Origin of the sequence: Allomuricauda sp. MMSF_3307 (genome assembly GCF_030733585.1) — a bacterium.
Lineage (GTDB): Bacteria > Bacteroidota > Bacteroidia > Flavobacteriales > Flavobacteriaceae > Flagellimonas.
Genome location: NZ_JASHIQ010000001.1, coordinates 15,450 through 42,172 on the forward strand (window position 1 = coordinate 15,450; position 26,723 = coordinate 42,172).

24 protein-coding genes and 1 tRNA gene are annotated in these 26,723 nt (G+C 37.9%); 10 read left to right on the plus strand and 15 right to left on the minus strand.

Annotation, left to right across the window (positions count from 1 at the left end):
- The first annotated feature begins 6 nt into the window (after positions 1 to 6).
- Together pbpC and RBB12_RS00065 are read left to right on the plus strand one after the other, a co-directional pair.
- Entirely contained in the window at positions 7 to 2,379 is a 2,373-nt protein-coding gene (pbpC, locus tag RBB12_RS00060; protein ID WP_306012297.1) for a penicillin-binding protein 1C, read from the plus strand.
- A gap of 91 nt (positions 2,380 to 2,470) precedes the next feature.
- A complete protein-coding gene (locus RBB12_RS00065) occupies positions 2,471 to 3,235 on the plus strand; it encodes an HNH endonuclease (RefSeq protein WP_306012298.1) in 765 nt (254 codons plus the stop codon).
- Between the two features lie 17 nt (positions 3,236 to 3,252).
- Here RBB12_RS00065 and der read toward each other — a convergent pair whose 3' ends face one another.
- Positions 3,253 to 4,554: a ribosome biogenesis GTPase Der gene (gene der, locus RBB12_RS00070; RefSeq protein ID WP_179385676.1), complete on the minus strand. Its 1,302-nt coding sequence runs from the start codon at positions 4,552 to 4,554 to the stop codon at positions 3,253 to 3,255.
- Between the two features lie 76 nt (positions 4,555 to 4,630).
- Here der and RBB12_RS00075 point away from each other — a divergent pair, with 76 nt between their 5' ends.
- A complete protein-coding gene (locus RBB12_RS00075) occupies positions 4,631 to 5,146 on the plus strand; it encodes a GTP-binding protein (RefSeq protein ID WP_306012299.1) in 516 nt (171 codons plus the stop codon).
- Here RBB12_RS00075 and era read toward each other — a convergent pair.
- Together era and RBB12_RS00085 are read right to left on the minus strand one after the other, a co-directional pair.
- Positions 5,143 to 6,024 carry a GTPase Era gene (era, locus tag RBB12_RS00080; RefSeq protein WP_306012925.1) on the minus strand — a complete coding sequence of 294 codons (882 nt, stop codon included), beginning with the start codon at positions 6,022 to 6,024 and terminating at the stop codon, positions 5,143 to 5,145. The two genes, RBB12_RS00075 and era, sit on opposite strands and share 4 nt — an antisense overlap.
- Positions 6,014 to 7,378: an alanine/glycine:cation symporter family protein gene (locus tag RBB12_RS00085; RefSeq protein WP_306012300.1), complete on the minus strand. Its 1,365-nt coding sequence runs from the start codon at positions 7,376 to 7,378 to the stop codon at positions 6,014 to 6,016. The genes era and RBB12_RS00085 overlap by 11 nt, the downstream gene beginning before the upstream one ends.
- Positions 7,379 to 7,599: 221 nt before the next feature.
- On the opposite strand from RBB12_RS00085, the gene RBB12_RS00090 reads away from it, so the two are divergent.
- Positions 7,600 to 7,672, plus strand: a tRNA-Met gene (locus RBB12_RS00090).
- 198 nt (positions 7,673 to 7,870) lie between these two features.
- On the opposite strand, the gene RBB12_RS00095 is transcribed toward RBB12_RS00090, so the two are convergent.
- The 7 genes from RBB12_RS00095 to RBB12_RS00125 form a co-directional block, all read right to left on the minus strand.
- Positions 7,871 to 9,043 (minus strand): serine hydrolase domain-containing protein, encoded by a 1,173-nt coding sequence (locus tag RBB12_RS00095; protein WP_306012301.1) that lies wholly within the window; start codon positions 9,041 to 9,043, stop codon positions 7,871 to 7,873.
- 51 nt (positions 9,044 to 9,094) lie between these two features.
- Positions 9,095 to 9,460 (minus strand): cupin domain-containing protein, encoded by a 366-nt coding sequence (locus RBB12_RS00100; RefSeq protein ID WP_306012302.1) that lies wholly within the window; start codon positions 9,458 to 9,460, stop codon positions 9,095 to 9,097.
- A gap of 27 nt (positions 9,461 to 9,487) precedes the next feature.
- On the minus strand, positions 9,488 to 10,447 hold the full coding sequence (locus RBB12_RS00105) for a hypothetical protein (RefSeq protein WP_306012303.1): 960 nt from the start codon (positions 10,445 to 10,447) through the stop codon (positions 9,488 to 9,490).
- Between the two features lie 129 nt (positions 10,448 to 10,576).
- Positions 10,577 to 11,764 carry an alpha/beta hydrolase-fold protein gene (locus tag RBB12_RS00110; protein WP_306012304.1) on the minus strand — a complete coding sequence of 396 codons (1,188 nt, stop codon included), beginning with the start codon at positions 11,762 to 11,764 and terminating at the stop codon, positions 10,577 to 10,579.
- A gap of 51 nt (positions 11,765 to 11,815) precedes the next feature.
- Positions 11,816 to 12,565, minus strand: coding sequence for a hypothetical protein (locus RBB12_RS00115; RefSeq protein ID WP_306012305.1), 750 nt, complete (start codon positions 12,563 to 12,565; stop codon positions 11,816 to 11,818).
- A gap of 179 nt (positions 12,566 to 12,744) precedes the next feature.
- The gene (locus RBB12_RS00120; protein ID WP_306012306.1) at positions 12,745 to 13,671 is read right to left on the minus strand and encodes a hypothetical protein; all 927 of its coding nucleotides are present in this window, start codon (positions 13,669 to 13,671) and stop codon (positions 12,745 to 12,747) included.
- 23 nt (positions 13,672 to 13,694) lie between these two features.
- Complete coding sequence (locus tag RBB12_RS00125; RefSeq protein WP_306012307.1) at positions 13,695 to 14,393, minus strand: hypothetical protein; 699 nt, start codon at positions 14,391 to 14,393, stop codon at positions 13,695 to 13,697.
- Positions 14,394 to 14,741: 348 nt separating this feature from the next.
- Here RBB12_RS00125 and RBB12_RS00130 point away from each other — a divergent pair, with 348 nt between their 5' ends.
- The 4 genes from RBB12_RS00130 (at position 14,742) to RBB12_RS00145 (ending at position 18,869) form a co-directional block, all read left to right on the plus strand.
- Entirely contained in the window at positions 14,742 to 15,602 is an 861-nt protein-coding gene (locus RBB12_RS00130) for a sensor histidine kinase (protein WP_306012308.1), read from the plus strand.
- A complete protein-coding gene (locus RBB12_RS00135; RefSeq protein ID WP_306012309.1) occupies positions 15,599 to 16,288 on the plus strand; it encodes a LytTR family DNA-binding domain-containing protein in 690 nt (229 codons plus the stop codon). Before RBB12_RS00130 ends, RBB12_RS00135 begins: the two co-directional genes overlap by 4 nt.
- A 367-nt stretch (positions 16,289 to 16,655) precedes the next feature.
- The gene (locus RBB12_RS00140) at positions 16,656 to 17,756 is read left to right on the plus strand and encodes a type 1 glutamine amidotransferase domain-containing protein (protein WP_306012310.1); all 1,101 of its coding nucleotides are present in this window, start codon (positions 16,656 to 16,658) and stop codon (positions 17,754 to 17,756) included.
- Between the two features lie 69 nt (positions 17,757 to 17,825).
- Complete coding sequence (locus tag RBB12_RS00145; RefSeq protein ID WP_306012311.1) at positions 17,826 to 18,869, plus strand: helix-turn-helix domain-containing protein; 1,044 nt, start codon at positions 17,826 to 17,828, stop codon at positions 18,867 to 18,869.
- Positions 18,870 to 19,909: 1,040 nt separating this feature from the next.
- Here RBB12_RS00145 and RBB12_RS00150 read toward each other — a convergent pair.
- From RBB12_RS00150 to RBB12_RS00160, 3 genes are all read right to left on the minus strand, one after another.
- Positions 19,910 to 20,191, minus strand: a complete 282-nt coding sequence (locus tag RBB12_RS00150; protein WP_306012312.1) for a hypothetical protein — start codon at positions 20,189 to 20,191, stop codon at positions 19,910 to 19,912.
- Between the two features lie 69 nt (positions 20,192 to 20,260).
- Complete coding sequence (locus RBB12_RS00155; protein ID WP_306012313.1) at positions 20,261 to 20,611, minus strand: hypothetical protein; 351 nt, start codon at positions 20,609 to 20,611, stop codon at positions 20,261 to 20,263.
- A gap of 10 nt (positions 20,612 to 20,621) precedes the next feature.
- Positions 20,622 to 21,833, minus strand: a complete 1,212-nt coding sequence (locus RBB12_RS00160; protein WP_306012314.1) for a HEPN domain-containing protein — start codon at positions 21,831 to 21,833, stop codon at positions 20,622 to 20,624.
- A gap of 144 nt (positions 21,834 to 21,977) precedes the next feature.
- Here RBB12_RS00160 and RBB12_RS00165 point away from each other — a divergent pair, with 144 nt between their 5' ends.
- Positions 21,978 to 22,385, plus strand: a complete 408-nt coding sequence (locus tag RBB12_RS00165) for a helix-turn-helix domain-containing protein (protein WP_306012315.1) — start codon at positions 21,978 to 21,980, stop codon at positions 22,383 to 22,385.
- Between the two features lie 580 nt (positions 22,386 to 22,965).
- Here the strand turns inward: RBB12_RS00165 and RBB12_RS00170 are convergent.
- Positions 22,966 to 23,805, minus strand: a complete 840-nt coding sequence (locus RBB12_RS00170; RefSeq protein ID WP_306012316.1) for a bifunctional 2-polyprenyl-6-hydroxyphenol methylase/3-demethylubiquinol 3-O-methyltransferase UbiG — start codon at positions 23,803 to 23,805, stop codon at positions 22,966 to 22,968.
- Between the two features lie 510 nt (positions 23,806 to 24,315).
- A complete protein-coding gene (locus RBB12_RS00175; protein WP_306012317.1) occupies positions 24,316 to 25,371 on the minus strand; it encodes an IS110 family transposase in 1,056 nt (351 codons plus the stop codon).
- Positions 25,372 to 25,738: 367 nt separating this feature from the next.
- Here RBB12_RS00175 and RBB12_RS00180 point away from each other — a divergent pair, with 367 nt between their 5' ends.
- Complete coding sequence (locus RBB12_RS00180; RefSeq protein WP_306012318.1) at positions 25,739 to 26,722, plus strand: AAA family ATPase; 984 nt, start codon at positions 25,739 to 25,741, stop codon at positions 26,720 to 26,722.
- The last annotated feature ends 1 nt before the right edge of the window (position 26,723 follow it).

Here is a 26,723-nt window from a genome sequence, read left to right on the forward strand (position 1 = left end):
GGTTGAATGAGTGAGTTTTTATCGCCAGTAAAAAAACTGTTCATCGACCATAAGATCAAAATTGGTGTATTTTTCATCATTTTGGTCTTATGGTTGTTTTGCCTGCCCAAAAATCTGTTCAAAGACCCAACCTCGACTGTGGTGAACAGTTCGGACGGCGCCCTCATCGGAGCGCGAATCGCAGCCGATGGCCAGTGGCGGTTTCCCCCAATGGACTCGGTTCCGGAACGCTTCGAAAAGAGCATCCTTTTATTTGAGGACGAGTATTTTTACCAACATCCCGGATTCAACCCTATTTCCATCCTCAAGGCCGTTGGCCATAATCTCACCAAAGAAACCCGAAGGGGCGGCAGTACCATCACCCAGCAAGTGATTCGTCTGAGCCGAAAAAACCAAGGCCGGACGTACTGGGAAAAACTCATTGAGGTGTTTATGGCCACTCGCTTGGAGCTTCGTCACTCCAAAGAAGACATTTTAAAACTGTACGCCTCCCACACGCCCTACGGCGGTAATGTAGTAGGATTGGAAACCGCGGCTTGGCGCTATTTTGGGATTCCAGCCCACGAATTGAGTTGGGGCCAATCGGCAGCCTTGGCGGTTTTGCCCAATGCACCCGCCCTCATTTTTCCAGGAAGAAACGAACAGTCCTTTCTAGACAAGCGTAACCGTCTATTAAAAAAATTATGGGATAAGGAGGTCATTGACGAAACCACCTATGATTTGGCCATTGCCGAACCATTGCCCCAAAAGCCCATGCCCTTGCCCAATGTGGCGCCCCATCTCACCGAACGTATCCGAAATGAACATCCCGGCGAGCGCGTGACCACTTCGATTCAAAGATCCTTGCAGCAACGTCTGAATCTTTTGGCGGAACGGCATTACCAACAACTCAAAAGCAACGAGATACACAACTTGGCCATCTTGGTGCTGGATGTGGAGACCCGAAAAGTACTCGGCTATGTGGGAAACTCCCCTTCGGACGAAACACACGCCAATTATGTGGACATCGTTACCAAAAAAAGAAGTACAGGAAGTACCTTAAAACCCTTTTTGTTCGCTTCCCTTTTGGATGAAGGACAATTATTGCCCCACACCTTGGTGGAAGATGTGCCTACCGTGATCAATGGGTACAATCCACAAAACTTCAACCTGACTTATACAGGAGCGGTACCGGCCAGCAAGGCACTTTCCCGTTCGCTGAACGTTCCTGCCGTTCGTTTGCTGCGGGAATATGGCCTAGAGAAATTCTATAACAAACTTCACAAAATGAACATGGAATCGCTGGATAAGCCTTCCTCCCATTATGGACTATCCCTGATTCTTGGTGGAGCAGAAAGTTCCCTTTGGGAAGTGACCTCCACCTATGCTTCCCTAGCTTCCAGTCTGAACTACTTTTCGACCCATTCCAGCACCTATAGAAATCGGGAGTTTACCGAGGCTACCTATGTTCAAGATGAGACGAACGATTTTGGAAAGGAGCAATTTGACCCAGTGGTTTTTGGTGCAGGATCTATTTATAGTACGTTTCAGTCCATGTACGAGGTCAACCGGCCCGAAGGTGATGAAAATTGGCAGTTTTTTGATTCCTCCCAACCCATCGCTTGGAAAACCGGGACCAGTTTTGGTTTTAAGGATGCCTGGGCCGTTGGGGTTACGCCAAAGTACGCCATTGGGGTTTGGGCGGGCAATGCCGATGGGGAGGGCCGACCGGGACTCACGGGCATTACCGCAGCCGCCCCGCTCCTGTTTGATGTGTTGGATGCATTGCCACAGAGCGGTTGGTTCCAAGAGCCTTTTGACGACCTTGTGGAGCTGGATGTATGTGAGCAGAGTGGGTTTCGGGCCTCAGTTTATTGTAATGACATCAAAAAAGAGTGGGTTCCCACCCATGGAACACGAAGTGGTCCCTGCCCCTATCATCAGCAGGTGTTTTTGGATGCTTCGGAACGGTTTAGGGTAAACTCGGAATGCTATCCTTTGGAAGACATGGTGGCCAAAAATTGGTTGGTGCTCCCTCCTATTTTGGAATATTATTATGCGTCTTCCAACCCGAACTATAAACCTTTGCCCCCTTATTTGGAGGGTTGTTCTGCTTTGGAAAACAATTTGATGGAATTCATTTATCCCAAGAACAACGAAGCTGTGTTGATCCCAAAGGATTTGGGCAAAACAAACAGGGAAATCATTCTAAAACTGGCCCACCAGCAATCCAACACTACCATTTATTGGTATTTGGATGAGAGGTTTTTGGGCAAAACGGAAAATTTCCATGAACTCATTTTGGAGATAGAACCGGGCACCTATACCCTAACCGCCGTAGATAGTCAAGGAAACCGGATACAGCAAGAGGTGGAAGTGCGGTATGCTTCTGAGAATTGAAGTAATTTTAAGAAGGCAGTTTTATTTTTGAATCAAAAAAATACAATAAACGTTTGGTTTAGATCAAACTACATTTAATTAGCTTTATAAAATGGCAAAAAATAATTGGTCAAAAGAAGAGACTATTATTGCATTTAATGTGTATTGTAAAGTACCATTTAAAAGTAGTAGCAAAACCAATCCAACCATCATCAAATACGCAAATATTATCGGCAGGTCTCCCTCAGCGTTAAATATGAAAGTTGGAAACTTTGGAAGACTTGACCCAGAATTAAAGAAAAAAGGAATTACAGGTTTGGTGAATGGCAGCAAACTTGAAGAAGATGTTTGGAACGAATTTAACGGGGACTGGGAAAAACTTGCTTTTGAAAGTGAAGAATTAATTGCAAAATTTCAAAATAAAACAATTGAGGAAAATGAAGAGATAAGTCTAGATAATTTGCCAGAGGGAAAAGAGCGGAGAACAATTGTAAAAACCAGAGTTAACCAAAACTTTTTCAGAAGCACAATACTTTCATCCTACAATATAAAATGCTGTATAACCGGTCTTTCTATTCCTGATTTTTTAGTTGCGAGTCATATTAAACCTTGGGCAGAAGACAAGGAAAACAGAATTAACCCACATAATGGACTTTGTTTAAATTCTATTCATGACAAAGCTTTTGATAAAGGTTTTATAGGTATTACACCAGATTACAGAATTATTCTTTCAAATCTTTTTGAGGACTATTCAAATGATAAAGCAGCGAATGATTTTTTCAAAAGACACAAAAACCAAAAAATCAGTTTACCAGATAGATTTTTACCTTCAAAAGAATTTTTAGAATATCACTACGAAAATATTTTCATCAAATAATCAAGGTGAGCTAAACCTTACTTCTTCCGCATAAAAATAGTGATCGGAACTCCGGTAAAATCAAATTGCTGCCTGATCTTGTTCTCCAAAAAACGTTTGTAGGGATCCTTTACGTACTGCGGCAAATTACAGAAAAACGCAAATTGCGGGTAAGGGGTCGGTAACTGCGTACAGAACTTGATTTTCACATACTTCCCTTTGGTGGCCGGAGGTGGTGTTTTTTCAATAATGGGAAGCATAATATCGTTCAACTTACGGGTCGGTATTTTTTTGGAACGGTTTTTATACACTTCTACGGCAGTTTCGATGGCTTTGTAGATACGCTGTTTGTTCAGCACGGAAATAAACAGGATCGGTACATCTTCAAAAGGAGAAATCACCTCATGTATCGCCTTGGTATATTCCTTTACGGAGTTGGTCTCTTTTTCCACCAAATCCCATTTGTTCACCAAGATTACAATACCCTTATTGTTGCGCTGCGCCAACCAAAAAATATTCTGTACCTGTCCATCAAAACCTCGGGTGGCATCCATCATCAAAATACAGACGTCGCAATATTCAATGGCCCTTACGGAACGCATCACCGAATAAAACTCCAAATCTTCCTTTACCTTGGATTTTCTTCGGATACCGGCAGTATCCACCAAATTGAATTCAAATCCAAAACGGTTGTATTTGGTATCGATACTATCCCGGGTCGTCCCCGCAATATCGGTCACAATATACCTATCCTCACCTATCAAGGCATTGATAAATGATGATTTCCCGGCATTGGGGCGTCCCACCACGGCAAAGCGCGGCAATTCACTTTCCTCTTCCTTCTCGTCGGGGAGTACTTCCACAAGGGCGTCCAACAGTTCGCCCGTTCCGCTCCCGTTGATACTGGAAATGGTATAATAATCGCCCAATCCCAAGGCATAAAACTCCACGGCATCGGCCATCCGTTGGGTATTATCCACTTTGTTGACCGCCAAGAAGGTCGGTTTATCCACCCGGCGAAGCAATTTGGCCACATCTTCATCCATGCCGGTCACTCCAGACTCCACATCCACCATAAAAATGATGGCATCGGCCTCATCAATGGCCAATTCTACCTGTTTGTCGATTTCCTTTTCAAAAACATCGTCGCTCCCCAACACATAACCTCCGGTATCGATCAACGAAAACTCCTTGCCATTCCAGTCACTTTTCCCGTAATGACGGTCGCGCGTGACACCGCTTACGGCATCGACAATCGCCTCACGGCGTTGAATGAGTCGGTTAAAAAAAGTGGATTTCCCAACATTGGGTCTCCCTACAATGGCTACGATAGCTCCCATCAGGTTTAATTTTTGGCAAAAATACCATTTATTATGAAGAAAAAATGATACCTTTTTTCATCATTTCCAAATGATTATGAGCGACCTGACCAATGAGCTAGTTTTAAGGCCCCGTTTTCGCGTGTCCGTAAAGGCGGATTTAAAGGATTTGGAGGCAACTTTCGATACCGCTTCGGCCCATCCGTTTTTGATCAAACGACTGGATGAACATATTTTTGTAAAGTTCAAAAAGGCGGAAACGACCTTTTGGACGCCCCAACTTCATTTGGAACTATCCTCTTTTGAGGAGCACATTAGCAATATCCGAGGGGTTTTTGGTCCCAATCCAACCCTTTGGACCTTTTTTATGTTCCTGCATTTTGGTGTGGGCACGGTTTTTATCATTTTGGGCATATTTGCCTATTCCAATTATTCCTTGGGCAAGGATATTACGCTCTTTTTGGTAGGCATGTTCCTTTTGGTGGTGTTGTGGTTTGCCCTTTATGCATTCGGTCGCTTGGGAAAATCGAAGGGAAAGGGGCAAATGGAACAACTGAAGCAATTTGTTCGGGAGACTATTGCTCCTTTTGAGCGCATTGGGGACGAATCCTAGCCATTGTACCCAAAACGCCTGAGCTGCTGGGAGTTGCTACGCCAGTTTTTGTTCACTTTTACATAAAGTTCGATGTGCACCTGCTTGGCAAAAAACTTCTCCAAATCCTTTCTAGATTCCACGCCCACTCTTTTTAGGGCACTACCTTTGTGGCCAATAATGATTCCTTTTTGGGTATCGCGCTCCACCATGATCACCGAACGAATCCGGATGATATCCTCATCTTCCAAAAACTCCTCGGTTTCCACCTCAACGGCATACGGGATTTCCTTTTTGTAATGGAGCAGGATTTTTTCACGGATGGTCTCGTTCACAAAAAAGCGTTCGGGCTTGTCGGTTATTTGATCCTTGGGGTAATAGGGCGGTGCTTCGGGCAATAGTTCCAAAATGCGGTTGAAGACTTCGGTAACATTGAAGTTTTCCAAAGCGGAGATGGGATGAATTTCGGCATTGGGCAGCTGTTCCTGCCAATACTGCATTTGTTCCTCCAATTTTTGCTGGTCGGAGGTATCTATCTTGTTGAGCAATAACAGTACAGGAATCTTGCTGTTCTGTAGTTTTTTGAAGAAGGATTCGTCCTTGAGCGCCTTTTCCCCGATTTCCACCATATAGAGGAGCACATCGGCATCCTCAAAGGCGGATTTTACAAAGTCCATCATGGAGGTTTGTAATTCGTAGGCTGGTTTTATAATCCCGGGGGTATCGGACAAAATCACCTGAAAATCTTTCCCATTCACGATTCCCAAGATACGGTGACGGGTGGTCTGCGCCTTGGAGGTGATAATGGACAGTTTTTCGCCCACAAAAGCATTCATCAACGTGGATTTCCCTACGTTGGGGTTGCCGATAATATTTACAAATCCTGATTTATGCGCCACCGTTTCTTCTTTTTTCAAAATATTGTTTGGATGCTGTGTTCACCTTGGGTGAAAGATACAACACTGCAATCATATTGGGAATTACCATCAATGCATAAGAGAGATCAATCAAGTTTTTGACCAATTTTAAGGAAGCCACTGCAGCAAAAACGATCATCACTACAAAGAACACATTGTACCATTTTCCGATTTTGGCGTTGGTCAAAAATGATAAACTCTTCACACCGTAGTAGGAATAGGTAAACAAGGTTGACAATGCAAACGCAGCGACAATCACCATCAAAAGTACATCTCCCATACCATACAGTGTGGTTTCGAAAGCGGACATGGTCATCACAATACCACTACCGTCTTCCAAATAGGCTCCACTCAAAATAATCACCACCGCGGTGAAGGTACATACCAATATGGTATCGATGAATGGGCCCAACATGGCCACCAATCCTTCCTTGGCAGGTTCATCGTTCCGGGATTGCCCGTGGTACATGGGTGCACTACCCAGTCCGGCCTCATTGGAGAACATGGCCCTGCGAACCCCAACAATGACCAAGCCCCAGAATCCGCCAGTGACCGCTGTATCGAAGTTCCATGCTTCTACCAGAATCATTTTGAGGGCCGGGAAAACCTCCCCTGCGTGACTTGCCATCACAAATATGACCGCCAACAAATATACCCCTACCATAAAAGGAACAATGGCCGAGGCTACTTTGGCAATTTTGGTGAGACCACCAAAAATCACAATCGATGTGATGATGGCCAAGAAAAATCCGATGCCTAGCTTCCAGTTGAACTCACTGGTCGCCAAAAGTGTTTCATGAGGTTGCACCACGCCCATAAAGGCTTCCGTAAATTGATTGGCGGTAAAAACGCCCAAAAAGCCAAAAAGTCCGCAGATACTAAAAAAGATAGCCATGGGCTTTGCCCATTTTCCCATCCCTTGGGTGATATAAAACATAGGGCCTCCCTGCATGCGACCTTCGGAGTCGGTACCGCGGTACATGATGGCCAAACTGCCCGAGTAAAATTTGATGCCCATACCCAAAAGTGCGGTCATCCAAATCCAAAAGACTACTCCCGGACCGCCATCATGAATGGCAATGGCCACTCCTGAGATATTGCCCAAGCCTACGGTAGCAGCAACAGCAGCGGACAATGCCTGAAACGAACTGACATCCCCTTTGGCATTTTTGTCATCATACTTTCCAGAAACCACGGCAATGGCATGTCCAAAATAACGGAAGGGTGCGAATTTGGAATAGAATGCCAAAAACAGCCCTCCACCTATTAGCAAGATAAACATGGGCCACTCCGTATAGGGCAAGAGGGAGGATATAAACTCGTTGATTGCGTCCATAAGGTAAAAACGTCGAATTTATGGATTTTGGACGGGATAGATGTTAAGGAAAATGGAATATTAAATTTAAGTTTGGAAATGACAGGAAAAGCGTTGTATATTTGCCGTCCACATCGCGGGGTAGAGCAGTACCCTTCGACGTAGCTCAGGGCAAGGTACCTACACCGACTGAGTTTTTTATTGAAAGAATAGGTTTCCAAGAGAAACTTAAAAACATATATCGCGGGGTAGAGCAGTAGGTAGCTCGTCGGGCTCATAACCCGAAGGTCGCTGGTTCGAGTCCAGTCCCCGCTACTAGAGCAGGCAAGGCCTCCGAGTAATCGGGGGCCTTTCTTTTTTGCCATGGGTACAGAATAGGTACAGAATCCTAATTTTTTTATTTTTTACAAAAAATGTGCTAATACCTATTAATAACTTCTTCCATAAAAAAACAAAAGCGGTTAAAAAGTTTTTACTTCGCCCGCTTTTATTAGAAATTGCTTTTATAACTTCTTATCTTTTTATCAGTTCAAAAACATCTTCTTCAAAATCATACCACTCATCTGTATCATAATTATATGAGTCTTTATTTTCAATCATCCTTACTGCCACCAAGCCTTTTTGAGGATAAATTATAAGGTATTGTCCTTTCCATCCAATCGCTTTATATCCAAGAATATTTTCGCTTAATTCTTTCATATAAATCTGATTTGTAAATGGATAAATCTTCTCTTTAAATAACTCTTTCCAATCAGCTCCGAAAACTTTTGACAATTCCATAGACAAACTTCTATAATCTGCATATACCCCTTTAACGGAACTAATTTTTGTAACCAATTCATTATTTACTCCAGATTTTTCCAGTGCTTCTAATACCAAGTTATTAACCACATATTTCTTATCCTCTGGTATTATCCACCAAAGCATTCCGCTTTCAGGTTCTTGAGATTGTGCCGATTTCAATGATTCGGTAATCCAGTTTTCAGAAATTAGACGATTTTCAATCCACATTCCTCTATTCATTATTAACTGTCCTACCTTAATCAAATCTCCTGCAGCAATGGATAGTACTTTTGGATTTTTTACCGCATCATAAGTCCAACGAAAATTTTCAATACCAAGTGGCTTAAAAATCTCTTTAACCATATAGGATTCAAAACTTTCACCTGATACTTTTTCAATTAAACCTTGGAGTATAAACATGTTTTTTGTGCTATACTGGTATATTCGGCCTGGTATTTCTTTCGCATTCGAAGAAAGTGAATATTCAAGGACGTCTGGACTATTCCAATAGGCACTTTCATTGCTTGTTTCCTCTAAACCTGAAGTATGACTCAATAAATGTCTAATGGTTATTTTTTCTTTCAAAGGTCGGTTCCATTCCGGAAAATAGTTCATTACAGGGGTATCTATTGTTTTTATTTTTCCGTCAGTAACCAATTTACCAATACATAAATTTATTAATGACTTTTTTATGGAATAAACAGGTATCAGCTTATCTGACTCATCAGAATAAGATTCGATAATCATTTCCTCATTATAAATAATTGCTAGTCCATCAGTATGTGAGTCTTTAGACTTTTTAAGCAAGTCAGTTAAAGCGCCATGATTTATGCTTTGTTGCCCTATCATATTAGGGACGAAAAAAATTAATATTAAGACAGAGACAATAAATTTTAATTTCATAGTTGTTTATCTTCTTAAGTTTATTTTAATTCTTGAATTATTAGTGCGTTTTTAACGCATTTTCTTTTGACATTCAATTGTTTTTGTAATCAAAGATTGGACATCTCCTGTATGCAAAGTGGTTTTATTCTCAATAAGCATAATTTTACACTCCTCAACAGAAGACACCCTGTGCTCCACATTCTTTTTTACAATAAAAAGGTCTCCTTCATTCATAGTAAAACTTGGCTGCCCTTTTATTTCAAATTGTAAACTGCCTTCAATAATGTAAAACAATTCATCTTCATTTTTGTGGGCGTGCCAAGGAATATCATTTCCTTTAATCTTAACTAATTTTACAAACACATCATTTACTTCTCCAATTATCTTAGGGGAAAAATAATCTTTGATTTGATTGAATTGCTCTTTTAGATTCATGGGTAGGGATATAGCTTAAAAATGCTATTATTCTTCAGCAATCCTCTCTTGGATTTCTTTTTTTAATTTCTCAAAATCAGTCCAGAAGATATCGCCAGTGCCATCTAGATCTCTATAAAAGAACAAAAACTTTCCATCGGGTGATACCGTTGCTAAACCTTCGCCATAATTTGTATTGACTGTAGGACCTAGGTTATAAGATTTCGTCCATCTACCATTTTTCTTGAAACTAATATATAAATCTACCCACCCATATCCCGATTCTCGTGGACTATCATAAATCATATAACTTTCATCTGGCGCGATAAAAGGACAACAAGACCATACACCTGGCGAATTTATATCGTCACCCATTTCCTCAGCTACGCTGTTTTCACCATTTTTATTGACAGAATAATATACGTTTTCATCTTCAGGTTTTCCATCCTTTTTGTTCAAACTAAAATAGAGATTCCCATTTCTTGAAGACGCTACATCCACAATTACGCCGTCTGCTGCTGGTATATCAAAGGGCATAGGCTGTCCCCATCCATTTTCAGACTTTTTTACATACCATTGGTGCCCTCCTGTTGATTTTGTTTCTCCTATTAATGGTCTATCACTACTAAAATATAGAATATCCCCTTGTGGATTAAGGCGAGGACGGTAATCCGCATAATTTTTATCCTTGTCCGTATAAAACGATGCTAATGCTGCTTTTGACCATTGGCCATCCACAAAGTTCATTACATATATTTTGTACGTTCCATTAGGCTTTCTGCGATTCAAATACAATTCGGTCATGTCTTGATTAAAAGCAATAGCAGATTCATGAGATTCCTTTGTAGAAATAATCCCAGGTCCAAAAACCAATGCAGTATCAACGGGAATTTGGTTACTAAGTATTGATAGGTTCGATTTCTTACTTTCTTGACTGCATGCAGTAACACTAACCAAAAAAAATAGTGCGAGTAATTTTTCTAATAATTTCAAAAATTTAATTTTCATAGTATTTATTTTTATTCTTAACTTGAGATAAGAGCTTCCGGTTTTTAAGATTAAAATATGCCTTAATTACTACAAGTTGATTTGTGAAGGCACTCAATAGCTACCTTTTATATCTCGTATTAAAGCCCATTATTTTTCTGTGAGCCGTTTAATTTGGTTTTCAAACTCTTCTTCTCGATTGTAATTATTCTTTTTTGATGTAAGTACGGCCTTCTTATAAGTTGCTATAGCTGAATCAACATCATCATTCTTCTCATATGTATTAGCCAAAAAATTCATTAAACCTACATCATAGGGGTAGGCTGATACACTCCTTTTTATTATAGTAACTGCTTCTGAATATCTTTCTTGACCCAATAATATGGATGCTAAATTCACATAAGATTCTGCTGATTGTTTAGCAGAATTACCATATTTATTCATTATGTGGTTTTCATGTTCCAAAAATTTTTCATCCGTATAATTTTCATATAAATCTTTTGGGAAAGTCATATCTGAAAAAATAAATTTTAAACCATAATAATTAGATAATAATACAGAAGACATGTGTCCTTCATTATCAAGTTCTTTTCGTTTAAACCTCAATTTCTCTAACTTATTTTCTATAATCACATCCACATAATTTTTAAGTTCTTTTCGCATCCCATATTCTGCACCAGATTCGTAGGTGCCAATACCAAAAAACAGTGAGTTACTTAAGTCAGAATGGGTTTTGAAAAATTGTCCTGCCTCTTGCGTAAGTTCTTCATCATTCCACCATAATGATGGGCTCATCACTATATAACTATCAAACAAGTTGGGTTTTTTCATAAAACTTGACAAGGTAAACAAGCCTCCTAAAGAATGTCCTTCTAAAGCTCGATAATCATTTGTCCTATAATTTGAATCAATATGGGGTATTAACTCTTTTTCAATGAATGCTAAGAATTTTTTACCTTCTCCACTTTTTGGATTTTTTTCACTTCTTGTTAAAGTAAAATCTCGCATTCTATTTGTACTTTCAATACCAACCACAATCATTGGTGGCACACTACCTGTTCTTGTCAGTACTTCTAATGTTCCAACTACATGCCATATATTTTGCATTCCATCGGTCAAGTACAGAACTGGATATTGTGAGTTAGATGTATCATAATCTTTTGGCAGAGAAATAATAATCGTTCGCTCCTCGTTTAGCACTGCTGAGTTGATTATTTGTTTTGTAGCAATACTTAATTTATTTACTTCTTTTTTCTTTTCTACAGTCTCTTTTGTGTTTGTTTGGCAACCAAATAATACCAGTACAAACATGATGGCTGTTAATAGATTTTTAATCATGATTATTTTCTATTAAATAAGAATGAATTTGGTTCATTTGATGTAGTTGCTTTAATTGGCTGTAGAAATTAAACTCACAGTAAATCCTATGCTATTCCAAACGATATGAGTCCCAAACGAATAGATAAAACCATAACGCATCCTAACATACCCATAGCAAAATGCACTAACTAACTTGTCAAATGTTAAGATTGGAAATAACAATAGATTTAATAAGCTTAATTCATAATTAAGAATGTGTGGCCAAGCAAAACCAAAACAGAAGAAATAAAGAATGTATCGAAAGTTACTTTTCCAAAATTTTTCTAATTTTTTCTTAATTCTAGGGACCCTAAAAATATAGTAGCTGACAATTATAACGGAAATAACAATAATAAGCCTTATTGTAAAGTGGTTTTCAACGTCACTAAGTTTGGTTTGGTAGATGCCCTTACTTAAAACGTAATACGCAAGAACTCCAGTGGAGAAGGCTAAATAAATGGGGTTGAATTTTAAGGATAACCTAAATGCCAATTCTTCCATTAATGACAATACAAATACAACCAAAAATAAAAGTAATGGATTCGTAAATCGATCCATCATGCCACTTTTCGTTAAGTTTTCAGGTTCATAAAACAAACCTATTCCAACACCAATTATCAGTGTTAATAAAAATTTTACTACAAACATTTTCCATGTTCCCTCAAGTTTTTCAACTAAATTAAGATGCGTTTCAAAGTTGCTTTTTGGCTTAATAATGAACGCATAGAGTTGCTTAAACTCCGTATAGTAATTTTTGGGATTAATGAACCTATATCGCATTATAAATTAAAAATTATCAAGGAATCAAATTAATGGGCTATTTGAAATTGTAGTTGCTTTAATCATGATTTACTCTGATGGAATCATGATTTCATCATGTTTTGTGTGAGTATTCTTAAAATCTCTATTATCCTATTAAAGCAATTTTTATTAGAAGGTTTTTTCGCTTTAAGATGATCTTATTTCAAATCGAATAATTTTTTAGCACTTATCCAGAACACTTCACCTTTTTCTACTCCTGCCCATCCTTTTTTTTGAGGGTAACTCTTTCGTCTGGAATACATAAAATACTTTCCGTCCGAAGACATATAAGGGCAATAATACTTCCAATCTTCTTCATATTCTAAAGGAATTTCTTTTGGTTTCGACCATTTATCATTCTCATTAAAAGTGATTTGAAAGCGGCCTTTTGCGTTTGTAACGGCATAAGATTCATCAGGAGAGACGTACACAATAAGTTCACCGTTTTCTGTTACAGGCGGAATCATTTTAGGAGCTTCAAATTTATTATTCCCAATATATTGTGCACGAAAGGTGTTCAATCCTTCTTTTTCACTAGGTCTGTTGGATCGAAAATACAAGCTTCCATCAGCGGTGACTACAGGGTAGGTTTCAAAAAATTCAGTTGAAACGGTAAAATCAACTTTTTGAGCTAATTGCCATTTACCGTTTACTTTTTTACTGCTGTAAATATCTGGAGGTATTCTATATAAGGCTTCTTTAGTAATATCATTGTTATATAAATTTGGATCTACACCCAAAAAATACATTGTATTTCCATCCTTAGTTATTGTTGGGTCACATGCTACAGAAACCAAAACATCATCAGGATACATTTTTATCGGTTTTATGGGAGACCATTTCCCTTCAATTCTTTCAGAATGATGAATCACAAAACTATTATTTACAATTCTGGAAAAGAATAGCTCTGTATGGCTATGATTAAAAACCACGTTGAGTTCAATGCTATCTGTATTCACGATGGATGGCGCAAATAATTTTGGAATTGTTGAAGGAGGTTTTTGATCAAAATAAGAAACCGACTTATTGGCGCTACAACTTAAAAAAAGAATTGAAATGAATAGGATTACAATAATTTTAAACATTACTAATGATTTATAAAATTGATTTAGAATAAACGATGGATAAAGATGCCTAGATTCTGATGTTGAGTTTTATTAGGGCCATAGAAATCTAAGTTGAAGCCAAGTCCCAAACTCATTTTTTTAAAAGTTAATCCTGTTCTCAGATATATTAGACTGCGTTCATGAAGACCATTTTCCAGATTAAAATTGTAAATACCTTGAAATCTTGTATAAATTCTTAGCTTTTTTGATAGTTTAGGCTTATACTCTAGTATACCCACACTTTGGAAACTAGCTTTTGGTAAAAAGGCAATACTTGGACTCATCACCAATAACCATTTGGGGTTTGCAGATAAAATTTGAAGGCCAGTATAAGGTACAATTCCCTTTAAAAAATGGTATTGCAATCCGCTAGTTGCATAGATATTATTTTTTAGTTTATAAGTTATCGCATTAGAAAAAACAAATTCATTAGACCCATTATTACTATGATAAGGGCTCGATATGGTCAACACACCAAAATAACCTAATCGACTTTTCTCTCCGAGGCGAAAATTAAAAATGGAGAGGTAATTGATCTTTTCATGACCAAACATGGTTTCAATAGGAATAGGTGATTTTAGTGATTTAGGATTTTTAGCTGAAGTACGATTTAACATTAAGGAGGTTTGTTTTTCTTGTGAAAAAGCGATTTGATTAGTCATCAAAAGAAAAAACAACGTTACCCAGATTGTGTTTGTCATTTATTAGGTTTAGTATAACCTCAATGTTTATGCCATTAAGAGGTCAGCAAAAGTATTGGGTGAAAAATGTAAATTGAAAAAAGAAGTACAACGGCTTTGATTAAATGATGAAGGTATTTCATCATTGATAAGTCGATTTCATCCGTTTTTTGTCAGTGTATTGGGCTTAACTTGATATTTTTAAAATGTCATAGTCGTTTTATGTCAAGTCCTAGAATAAATAACATTCGATTTCATCTCATAGTTTTTTTAGCTGTATTTCTGCTAGAACTCCTAATTAGCTGGTCGACCTTTTCGAATTACGGAAACATTTACGATTATTTTATTTGGCAATTCGCTTACGCCTCTATGGTTATTTTAGTCGTTGGAATCAATCATTTTTTCCTGATCCCCTATCTATTAGACAATAAGAGGTATGTTTTTTATTCGATACTACTATTGGTTACTATTTATTTAGGAATACAATTGAAATCTTATGGAAAAGATTTCGGATATAGTATCAAAGTGTTTTTAATCTTCACCTATATTACGGGAACGGGCTTAGCATTTTTCCTTTTAAAGCGATCGATTGTCTTTGAAAAAGAAAATGCCCAAAAAAACAAGCTCCAAAAAGAAATGGAATTAAATTATTTAAGAGAACAAGTCAACCCGCATTTTTTATTTAATTCATTGAATAGTATTTATGCCTTGGCTAAATCTCGGTCCCTTGAAGCTCCAGATTTGGTTATGCAACTATCGGAATTGATGCGTTATCAGTTAGAAAGTGCTAAAAAAGACAAAGTTTCTTTACGTGAAGAATTAGAATTTATTGAAAATTACTTGTTGCTAGAAGAAAAAAGATTAAGTGAACGCTGTAACATTGAACTTTATATTTCCGAGATTGAAAGAGAACTATACATTGCTCCAATGTTACTTATTCCATTTGTAGAAAACGCCGTAAAACATGGGGCACAAGCTACAAATGAAAATAGTAAAATAGAGGTTCGTGCTGATGTGAACGGCAATAGATTTGATTTTTCTGTTTCCAATACAAAACCCAAAACTATAAAAGAAGACAACAGAAAGGGCATAGGCCTAGATAATGTAAAAAAGCGCTTAAAATTGCTATATGCTAATGTACATGTTCTGGAAATTTTGGAGAAAGAAGAACACTATATGATACACCTTTCCATTCAGTTGTCTAATAGGATAAAATCGAGTCCCTTGTGATAAAAGTAGGCATTGTTGACGATGAAATATTGGCACGAAATATCATCGAAGATTACTGTGCTAAGATTGATAATTTGAAACTTGTTATCAGTACAGGGAACCCCATTGAGTTCATCAATTTTTTGCAGCAAAATGAATTAGATCTCATTTTTTTAGACATCGAAATGCCGGAACTCAGTGGCATGGAAATCTTGAGATCTATGGTAAATTCACCTAAAGTCATTTTAACGACTGCCTATTCAGAATACGCCGTGGAAAGCTACAATTATGACGTTGTGGATTATTTATTAAAACCCATAAAGTTATCACGTTTTTTAAAAGCCATTCATAAGGTTTCGCATACATTAACAGCTTCCACTAAAACTGTGGACACCCATAAAGCATTGCAGCTAAAGCAAGACGGCATGCCGATTACAATTGCTTTTACATCGATTCTGTATATCCAAAGTTTTGGTAATTACCTCAAAGTATTCACGGATGAAAGGATGTACCTTATAACTGAAACCCTTACGAACATGACCAACAAACTACCAGACTATTTTCAGCGCACACACAAATCCTACATCGCCAATTTATGTAGAGTAAATAAAAGAAAGAGTAAACATCTGTGGATTGAAGATAAAGTAGTGCCTATTAGTACTACATTCAAAATTTTGGTTCAGGAAAAGTTGAAGTCTTTAAAATAAGTGACCCAACAAACCCGGACTATTAACTTCAGACACAAAACCACTATCTCAGGTCGTGCGTTTCGACTGATAAGGAGAAAATGTATTGAGTCCACGTACCAGCAACGTGAATCTAGGGATAAGTTTTAAGGTTACTTTTTGGTGAAATAATGAATCCACAGCGCTGCTTAAACTCCCGCATAATAATCTTTGTGATTAATTAACCTATGTCGCATTTTGAATTGAAAATTTTCAAGTGGTCAAATTAATGGCTTTACTAAAAGTTTAGGTATTCTAATCATGATTCACTCTGACGAAAACATAATATCTTCATGTCTTATGGGTATATTCCTGTTGTTTTGCCGCTATAATTTTCAAAATTCAAACGATGTTCAAAAAATACCGCATTTTGAAATGGTCACTCGTTTCATTATTCAGTTTAATTCTTATTTTAGTAGTAATCGGAGCCTGGTTCATTAATTTATTACCTGAAAAGGGGATAGATATTACAAAAACTACTGTAGCTGACCTGCCTTACCTATCGGAAGATATAGTTCCATTTAGGGGTAAAATTTTAGCCATTGTAACAAGTGCAAATAAAATGGGAAGCAGTGAGAAAAGCACAGGATATGAACTCTCTGAATTAGCGCGAGCCTATTATGTTTTCATAGCAAATGGCTATCAAGTCGATATTGCCAGTCCTCTTGGGGGTAATGCTCCTGTAGTGTTAGATGATGAAGATATGGGACCATTTGATTATGCTTTTTTAAACGATCCCGTCGCACAAGTAAAAACAAAAAATACAATTAAGTTAGAAGATGTTGATGCTGAAGCATATCAGGCAGTGTTTTTTGCTGGAGGTAAAGGAGCAATGTTTGATTTTCCAGAGAATAATACCATACAAACTATTGTGCGTAATTATTATCAATCCGATAAAGTAATTGGCGCGGTCTGCCATGGCCCAGCTGCATTGGTTAATGTAATTTTAGACAACGGTCGTCCGCTTTTAGAAAATAAAATGGTTACTGGTTTTACCAATAAGGAGGAACTACTTCTCATACCAGATGCAAAAACAATATTCCCGTTTCTTTTAGAAGATAAAATTGCGGCACAAGGAGCCTCATTTGATGAGGGCATAATGTATTTGGAGCAAGTTAGTCATGATCGTAATTTAATCACAGGTCAAAATCCTTGGTCAACATGGACTTTAGCTGAAAGTATGATAAAGCAATTAGGTCACAACCCAAAGTACAGAGAGCCAACGGATGAAGAAAATGCCGTAAAAGTTTTAACGGCCTACCACTTGCATGGCAGCCAGAAGGCTAAAGAATTAATCAAAAAAATGCTTTTAAACGAAAATAAACCTCTAAGCAGATTATTAATTGCGAAACATGGAGCTTTAGAGGCCATGCAATTTAATATTTGGAAATTCTATGAGATTTCGAAATTAGCTTCCTATACCAAGAAATGCGAAGCGATGAAAAAATAAGAAGTTACCTAACCATAGTGTAACAACTTTCTTGTAGATTCGTTGTATTCATACAATCAAAAATTGTACATGAATACGATTGATATATTTCTAATCATTATTTGTGGTGCTGGGCTAATTCATGGACTATCATTAGGAGTTTATTTTGGCTTTGTAAAATCTAAGAGAACAAAGTCAGATGTTTTTCTAGCTATTTTACTCAGTTTAATGGCATTCAGAGTGGGTAAGTCAATAATACTTCAATTCAATGCCAATCTTGAGCTATTGTTTATACTCATGGGTTTATCTGTATTATCAGTAATCGGACCATTACTTTACTGGTATACAAACTCTTTAATTCACGTAAATTATAAGTTAACAAAACGTTTTTATCTACATTTAGTTCCATTTCTAGCAGTGATAGCTATAAGTATAACCATTTCAAAAGAATGGTTAATTACTAATGGTAAGCTATTATTTTTCCTAATCTTAGTTGGTGTTTATTTGCACTTGGCCTTTTATATTTTAGGGTCATCAAGACTATTATATGTTTTTAATAGATCCATTTACAGCAAGGGCAAAACAAAATCCCAAGAAAAGATTTCTAAATGGTTAAAATGGGTGATTCTCGGTACCGCCTTAATTTGGTTTTCATATGTACTAAACATTTTTGATGATAAAGTACCTTACATTCTGGGCCCAATAATATATTCTGTGTGCATTTATGTTTTAACCTATATAGGCTTCGCACTAAAAATCAGTGATATCGACTCGAAGAAATTTGAACAAATTGAAGACAATTTAAAAGTCTATAAACAGGTAGAAAAGCTTATTACCGATTGTGAACTATACCTAGCATCAAATGTATCCCTCCAAAAATTAAGCGACTTAACTGGCTATTCAAATCATACTATTTCATTAAGCATAAATCAATATGCTAAAATGAACTTTAACAACTACATAAATCAATACAGAATACAAAAGGCTAAAAGTATTCTTGATGATGACACAGCTAAAAAGTATACTATTGCTTCAATTGCATACGATTCTGGCTTTAGTAGTTTGTCTTCATTTAATGCTGCATTCAAAAAGTTTGAAAAAACCACCCCATCCGCATATCGAAAATCAATATAGGATGGCTAATAATGTTTATATTCCAAGCAACAAGAATTTATAATCTGTGTTCTAGATTATTTGCTAGAAGACACAACTTTACAACAATTGTCATTTAACAGACCGAGTACTTATAGCAATCATTTCTCATTTTTTTGGCTCACAAGAAGACATTAAAGGCACAAATTTACTCGAGAGTTTTTATTTTCTCCTAATATTCGTAGAGTATTGTACTGAAAGATTTAGCTTCTAAAATCTCCCAATACATTATAACCGTCAATGCAATAATTGGATAATTCAGATGACTTTTTAGCATCTACAATTCCAGGTTTCGATTTCAAAATCCAAAGGCTTCAAGAGCTTTATGAGGATTATAAAATCAATTGACATGTTCATCTTTATTTTTTTTCATGAAACTTAAACATTCAAATACAATGAACAGTATTGAAATATTAATCTTGTGAAGGAACAATAATTGCTGCTTATATTACCGCTAATTCAATATTTATGCTGAAAAAGGCATTTATTCTTTGTTAAATAGAGGCTTTCATTTTGTCTCGCGAGCGGGTCAAAAATTGTAAAGCAAGAGGATAGCACGCTGGCGCGATGCTATTGATTCATTTTTCTTCGGAAAAACCCAGTTTTAGCATGTTTTTTTAAAGTATTGGTTCTTGGCGTTTACATCATTTTTGACTAAAAAAGGCTTCCAGCCCAGTAAAATCAATGGATTTTTGACTAAAAAATGGTTTTTTGGAGTCTAGTGTAAGTGTGTAATAGACCTATTTTTAGGTGTAATTTATTTTAATACTCAATCTCCCGTTTTTGGTGAAAAAATGCTCTCAGCCCAATAAAATCAACGATTTTTTGGTGAAAAAATGGAAGGTTGATATGAGGGATGGGTGTGGATTTCTAATTTTTCCTTCGTCCTTTTGATATTTTTGGATTCTAACTTTTTTTAACGGAAAAACACGCTCAGCCCAGTAAAATCAAGAAATTTTTAACGGAAAAAACTGAAATCGAGCTGCTTAGTTGGAGATATTATTGCTTTTGTAATTCTCGTGTCAACCCCTTTCTTTGGCCTTTTTTTCTTCTCGATAAAATAGGTTCAAATGGTCCATCAAAGCTTCTTCCCCAACCGGCATCAATCGGTTGGCTATGGTCATGGCCTGATGAATGAATTCCTCTTCGTTCCTTTCCATGACATCGTCCGAGCCTAACTCTGGATTAATTGCCCTCATGGAAAGGTATATCAATGCGCGAACGGCCAACAATAGATCGGCGTGACCGTCAAGGTAAAAGAATCTGGGTTGGAACTTGCCCTTGAACCATGGATGGGGAACCAAGGTAGGGGAATGGTCGTTAGCGTGGAATCTTAAATCCTTTTGGAGCTTTTCTTCATTTGGTTCATGGATTTATCTTTTGTTTTCAAGTTTCGATAGCTTTTCGTCCAGCTTATCCATGAAGTACAATTGGCTGCCCGGAAGGATGCTCAATACCAGTTCCAATACTTGGATCACACTATCCTCTTTTGATGTATTTTGGTTGGCGGGAAACAACATCATTCCCTCCCCATCAAGCGCAAACACACAAACCTCTAAAAGACTGATGATCTGTGTCAAAAGATGGTTGTTGTCCCTGACCTCGAAAGTAGCATAGTTTCCCTTGGGGTCGATGGCCTTTTTGTTTCCCAATAGTCCAGATAGGTTGTTCCTGAGTTGTTGTATCTCTTCCAAGGTCTTTAACCTTTGTTTCTTTGATTTCATGTGAATGGATTTATGGGGTTGTGGTTGTCTTTTGTTCGGAAAGCAGTTTTCTGACTTTGTCCAAGAAAGCCATTTCATCATGGGGTATCAGATCAAGTATATATCCGAGAACCCCGCTAATATTGCTGTGAGGTTGGGGAACGGAACGTGTCGAGAAATTTTCGTTTTCCAAGGCAGTGATACAGACCTTAATAAGGTCGGAGATTATAAATGAAGTTTCTCCATATCCCTCGGTTATCAGATCGATACTGTACAGCCCCTTTTCAGGAATATAGGGCTTAAGGGAAAAGAAATGCTCTTTTTCCAATTCTTTTAATTGTCCTAATAGGGATGATTCATCATTGTTTGTAACACTCTTGTTTTCTTTTGTGGATGCTTTCTCAAAATCCTTTTCGATTCTTTCGATATGCCCTTTACACTGGTCTAGGTGCCTATAGAAAATGGATTCAACCTCTTGGATGAATTCCTTCATCTTTGATTGTATGGTCTTGGTCTGCACCTTTGTGATCTCAAACTCATTGCCATATCGGGCAACGCTATAGGCATGCTCCAACATGAGCAACAGTTCATTACTTTTTAACTCAGAGGACTCGATAAAGGGTTGCAGAGTGGGAAAGAACTGTTTGCAATAGTTGATATGGCTGATGATACTGTGGGTCACCATGCTCCTTCCTATGCACATCTGTTCGATGAACCGAAACGAAAGTTCAAAGGCCTGGTGTATGTTGAAAGTGGCAATGGCGTAGTCCCCTTCCTTGATCAAGATGTTCGCAGAATTGGCAAAGGCATTTACTTTTGCCAATTCCGATTTATGATACCGAGTAGCCCTCTTCATGAGGGTCTCGTATGCCATTGTTGAATAGTCCATGATGTTCTCCCCCTCCGGATGGGCGAAGACGGTTTTACCGAGGCAGCAATGTTCCAAGAAATAGAGCGAACCCCTTTCAAGGCCTATTTCGGATTGGTTCTCCGTGTAGACCCTTATCCTGAACTCAGGATGCTTCTTTCCTTTCTTTGCAACTAGTGAACGGATCTCATTGGGAAGTGGGTCATTGTTGACATCCACAAAAAGGGTAAGGAAATAGTATTCGATGTTTCCCTCAATTTGCTTCTTCGATAGAAAGGCCCTGTCAATGGTTATGATGTTCAGGGTGCTGTCGAGCAGTTCGGACAGCTCTTCCGCTTTTTCAAAGTTTTCCGGTATGTTTGTACTATGTGTCATGAGAATGTGATTTTAAGGGTTCGAGAATCATTGACCATATTAAGGCCACATTTCCATGTAGCCCACCATAGACACTTGTATTTTATTCAAACTGTTTTGTATTTTACAATCGGATAATTGTGGGAAACACCCTATATTTGAGATATGGAGACAAAGACCAAGAACAATCATATAGGCAGAAAGATCAGTAGGATTAGGGAACTTCGTGGAATGAAGCAGGAGACCCTGGCCGAAGAATTGGGCATTAGCCAACAGGCTGTTTCCAATATTGAGAACAGTGAGAAGGTAGATGATGCCAAGTTGGAGCAGGTTGCAAAGGCCCTGGGAGTAACTAAAGAAGGTATTGAGAATTTCTCAGAAGAAGCTGTTTTCAATATTATTGGCAATACAGTGACCAATAATGACAATGCAGCCTTTTTTAATTATATGCCTACTTTCAATGCAATTGACAAACTTGTTGAAGCCTATGAAGAAAACAAAAAACTTTATGAGCGTCTTCTTCAAGCAGAAAAAGAGAAGGTTGCTTATTTGGAAAAGCTTCTGGACAAATAGAGGTATTCTTCCTCGCTCAGTAGTATTAGTTTTTGTAAGATTTGGGGCTTGCAGCACTTCACTTCGTTCCATTCGCCCTTATTCAGATTTCCATTTCAAGACCAGTATTTTTAAGGTACCGTTTTATTGAACTTTTAGAGTAAAACGAGTCCACTGGTTTGTAATAGTTCATTTCCCCCATATTAAACAAATAGTTTACATTCTACCGTTGATTTAAACTTTTAGGTTATGGTTTTTGGGTATGCGCGGATCAGTACCTTGGGGCAAAGTATCAAGTGCTAAGGAAGAAAGAAAGGGTATGAGCAAACATTTAAATAAGTTAGCGACGGTGATACTATTGTGGTCTGGAAAATTGACCTGTTGGTTATTGTTTGACTAATTTTAACGATTTCATTCCAAGTATCCGCCGCTTATTGCACTTGAAATTTATCTTAACTTAGTCCCAAACATTAATGGAATATAGATAATATGATCTATATTTCCACGTTGTGCTTAATGTCATATCAAACTTAGAAATAAATTCAAAAAAAGCTCGAATCCATCTAAGTGACGAATCCGAGCTATCTTCATTGTTTTAAATCTATTTCATTAGAGTATAAAAGTCAACATACTTTCCACCCCAGAAATCAGATTCAGGCAAAATATTTCTTTCAGTGTTAAGCAACTTGAAACCAGTACCATCCAAAAGGCAGATAATATCATCTTCAGAAAAATGCTGAGTCCAAAAACGATATGTATTTAACTTATCACCTTCTTTTATGACATTATGCTGATAAAGAATCGTCTTTTGTTCTTTATACAAAAAGCTTTTTGATAAAACCAAGTATGGTTTATTAGACCAAAAGCCACTTTCAGCTACCTCCCAATTTGTAGGAGTCAGTTTGGATTCAAGGTCCGTATCATTTAGAACATCAAAAATAAATTTTCCACCTGGTTTTAATGAATTGTACACCTTAATCAAAAGACTCTTTTGTTCATCAGGCGACAATACTCCAAAGTCGGTATATATCATAATTACTAAGTCGTATTTTTTCTGCTCTAAGTCAACATTCAAGTAGTCAGCATTTATATACTCAATAGCCTTTGAACTTTCATTTGACTTTTTCTTCGCATAATCAATTGAGCTACCTGATATATCAATACCTGTCACTGAATGACCATTATCGTGAAGAATATTACAATATAATCCTGGACCACAACCAAGGTCAAGTATAGTCAAGCCCCGTTTTGGGCATTGTTGTATTATCCAATTTACTGTCGAATTTATAGTAGTCTCTTTACGACTTGCAAGGTCAATATCCTTGTTCAAGTGAACATCTAATAATTGTTTTGAAATATGTGGGTCATCCCACATGAATACATTGCCTTTTTTATAGAGACTGGGCTTATCAGTCTGCTTTATTAAATCTTTAATAGACATAATTATTTGAAATTGTGCAGGTCACATTTTTCAATTGAGTTCTGCAGATTAAAACATTAAATGAATATGAATAGCGACCAAGACTTGAGCTCAAAAGAAATCCAGCTCGATTGGTAATCGATATTTAAAGGAAAAATATCCTTGGTCAGATATGTCTACTAAAGTTTCATTGCAAAGCAAAAATACAAAAACCATTATCTTTTGCACTTAAGGCAATAAATAAAAACACTAGGCACAACATTGTATCCTATGAAAAGCCATAGTCCAGTTCTCTAAAGTTAAACAATATTTTCTTTTTGCCTTAAACCACCTTTTTTCTTTTAATATAACTTGCTCGGCATCCTATATGTGATACACTTATTTTTGTGTTCACCAGCATCTGTATGATCATAAGCTATAATAAGTTTGGTCACTTGCTAACCGATGTGATCCCTGCCATGGGCAAGGTCACCTACATTGTTCTGTAATCCAAACTTCTCTACTTCCATTGTGAGCTTTGTTATGGTATTATTATGCTATAACCCCTATCTCATAGGGGATTCCTGTTTTTATGACCGCCAACGTACGGCTCAAAAGTTTACGGGCCACTTTGACGATCACCGATTTCACGTTCTTGCCCTGATGGTTGCGATAGTATCCCTGCATCACCGGGTCCGTCCTTATCGCCTGCCAGGAGGCCTCTATAAAATAACTGCGTATCAATCGGTGGGCACGCATACTTACCCCCGTGTGTCTTATGGTGTCGCCACTTTGGTAAATGCCCGGGGCAAGCCCCACATAGCCCGCCAGTTGCTTGATGTTGTTGAACCTGCGAAGGTCCCCAAGCTCGCTCAGGATACCACTGGCCACGATGGGACCTATCCCCGGTATGCTGCGCAATAGCATGTAATCCTTTTTATAGTGTGCCTTGGTGTGCCGCCTGAGCAAGGTGGACACGTCCCTGAACTCCTGGTCGATGAAACGAAAACTGCGCATTCGACTCTCCAACACCTCATTTCCCGATTCATATTCGAACGAAAGATCGTCAAGCCAATTGCGGAACCCATGGCTCCAATGGTCATTGTCGAACTCCTCGGGAACAACCACCCCGTAATACAACAGCTGCATCTTGATGTAGCTCTTGATCTGGCGCAGGTCCTTGACAAGGTCGTTCCTTCTGCGGAACAGGCTCCGCAACTGCTCCCTGCATTTATCGGGCACGCAGATGCCTTCCAACCTGCCGTCCTTCAGTTCCCTGGCTATCAACTGGGCGTCTATGCGGTCGGTCTTCGTGTGGCGTTCCCTGCCCCTCCTGAATATATCCGCAGGGTTCACCACCAAGCTCCGCCAGCCATAGGACTCAAAACTGCGGTGCGCACTGTAACCGCAGCAGCCCGCTTCGTAGGCCGTGGAGACTTCATGGCCCGAAAAATGCCGCTCCACATACTCCCTTAGACCTTCCGGGTCAGGGGACATGGAAAAGGTCCTGCCACAGGACAGGTCCGTTGCACAGTGCACCTTCCAACTGCGCTTGTGTATGTCGATGCCAATGAATAACTTGGGTGGGGCAGTTTGTTGTGTTTTCATATCTTTTGATTTTGGTGAATCTTAAAGATACTCGACAGACTGCTTTTACATAGATGCTATAAGCAATAGCGGTTTAAGTGCATATTTGAACCGTTTTCGCGTTTAATCAGGTATATTGCAAAATGACAGATTAGTGGTTTAAATCCGCTACTGCTCATATACGGGACGGCAACTAAAGTTCAAATAAACCATTGAATGTTGAATTAAAACTAATATCTCAAAAGGAATAACCTATCAGGAAAATCTGTTTAAATTTGAACTATAACATCAAGCTAGCCAGCATCCAAATATTTGGACAGATATGGCAACTTAGATGTTGTTTTTCCAAAAAAATCAGTTCCGATTTACTATTTTTGTTAAAAATAATTTGGCAGCAGCAGAAAAAATAAAAGCATTATTACAAAGTTATGGTGACAAAGACGATGCTCGTTTTTACACCACTGCAATGCAAATTGCCGCAGCCGAAGCAAAAAAAGGGCATACCAAACTTGCTGAAGAACTGAAGGTCCTAATTGAAAAAATTAAGACTAAACGAAGTGTAGATTCAGTCTCAAAAACAAGAATACTTCCCGTAAATGAAGCCCAAAAAGAACTAAAGGATTTACTTGAAGTTTATCGGCCTCATATCAAAACCAAGGATATGGTTTTGACACCACTAGTTGCAGAAGCGATTGAAAGAATATTATCTGAACAGAAAAAATTTGACCAACTTTTACAGCACAATCTTGAGCCTCGAAGAAAGTTAATGCTGGTAGGCCCACCTGGTTGCGGAAAAACTATGACGGCCAAAGCCATTGCTGGCGATTTAGAAATTCCATTATTCATTATTCGATTGGATGGATTAATTAGCCGTTATATGGGTGAATCAATTGCCAAATTGAAATTGATATTTGATTCTATGTATCAACATCGCGCAGTTTACCTATTTGATGAGTTTGATTCCATTGGTTCTAATAGAAGTTACGGTAATGATGTTGGGGAAATAAAAAGGGTGCTGAATAGCTTTTTGATGAATATTGAAAAAGATGAATCAAATAGTTTATTAATAGCTGCAACTAATATCCCGGAATCCTTGGATAAAGCATTGTTTAGACGTTTTGATGACATTATACAATACCCACTTCCCAAGGAAAAAGAAATTGCTAAACTTCTACAAGTTCAGCTAAAAGAATACGAGCTATCTAAGGGCAAGACCACTAATTCCATTGCGAAGGAAGCCGTCGGCCTGAGCTTTGCCGATATTTCTAATGCTTGCAAGGATGCAATTAAAGAAATGATTGTGCAAAATTCCAATAAAGTCTCATCAGCTACACTTTTCAAATTCATTAAAAACAAAAAGACACAGTTTTAAT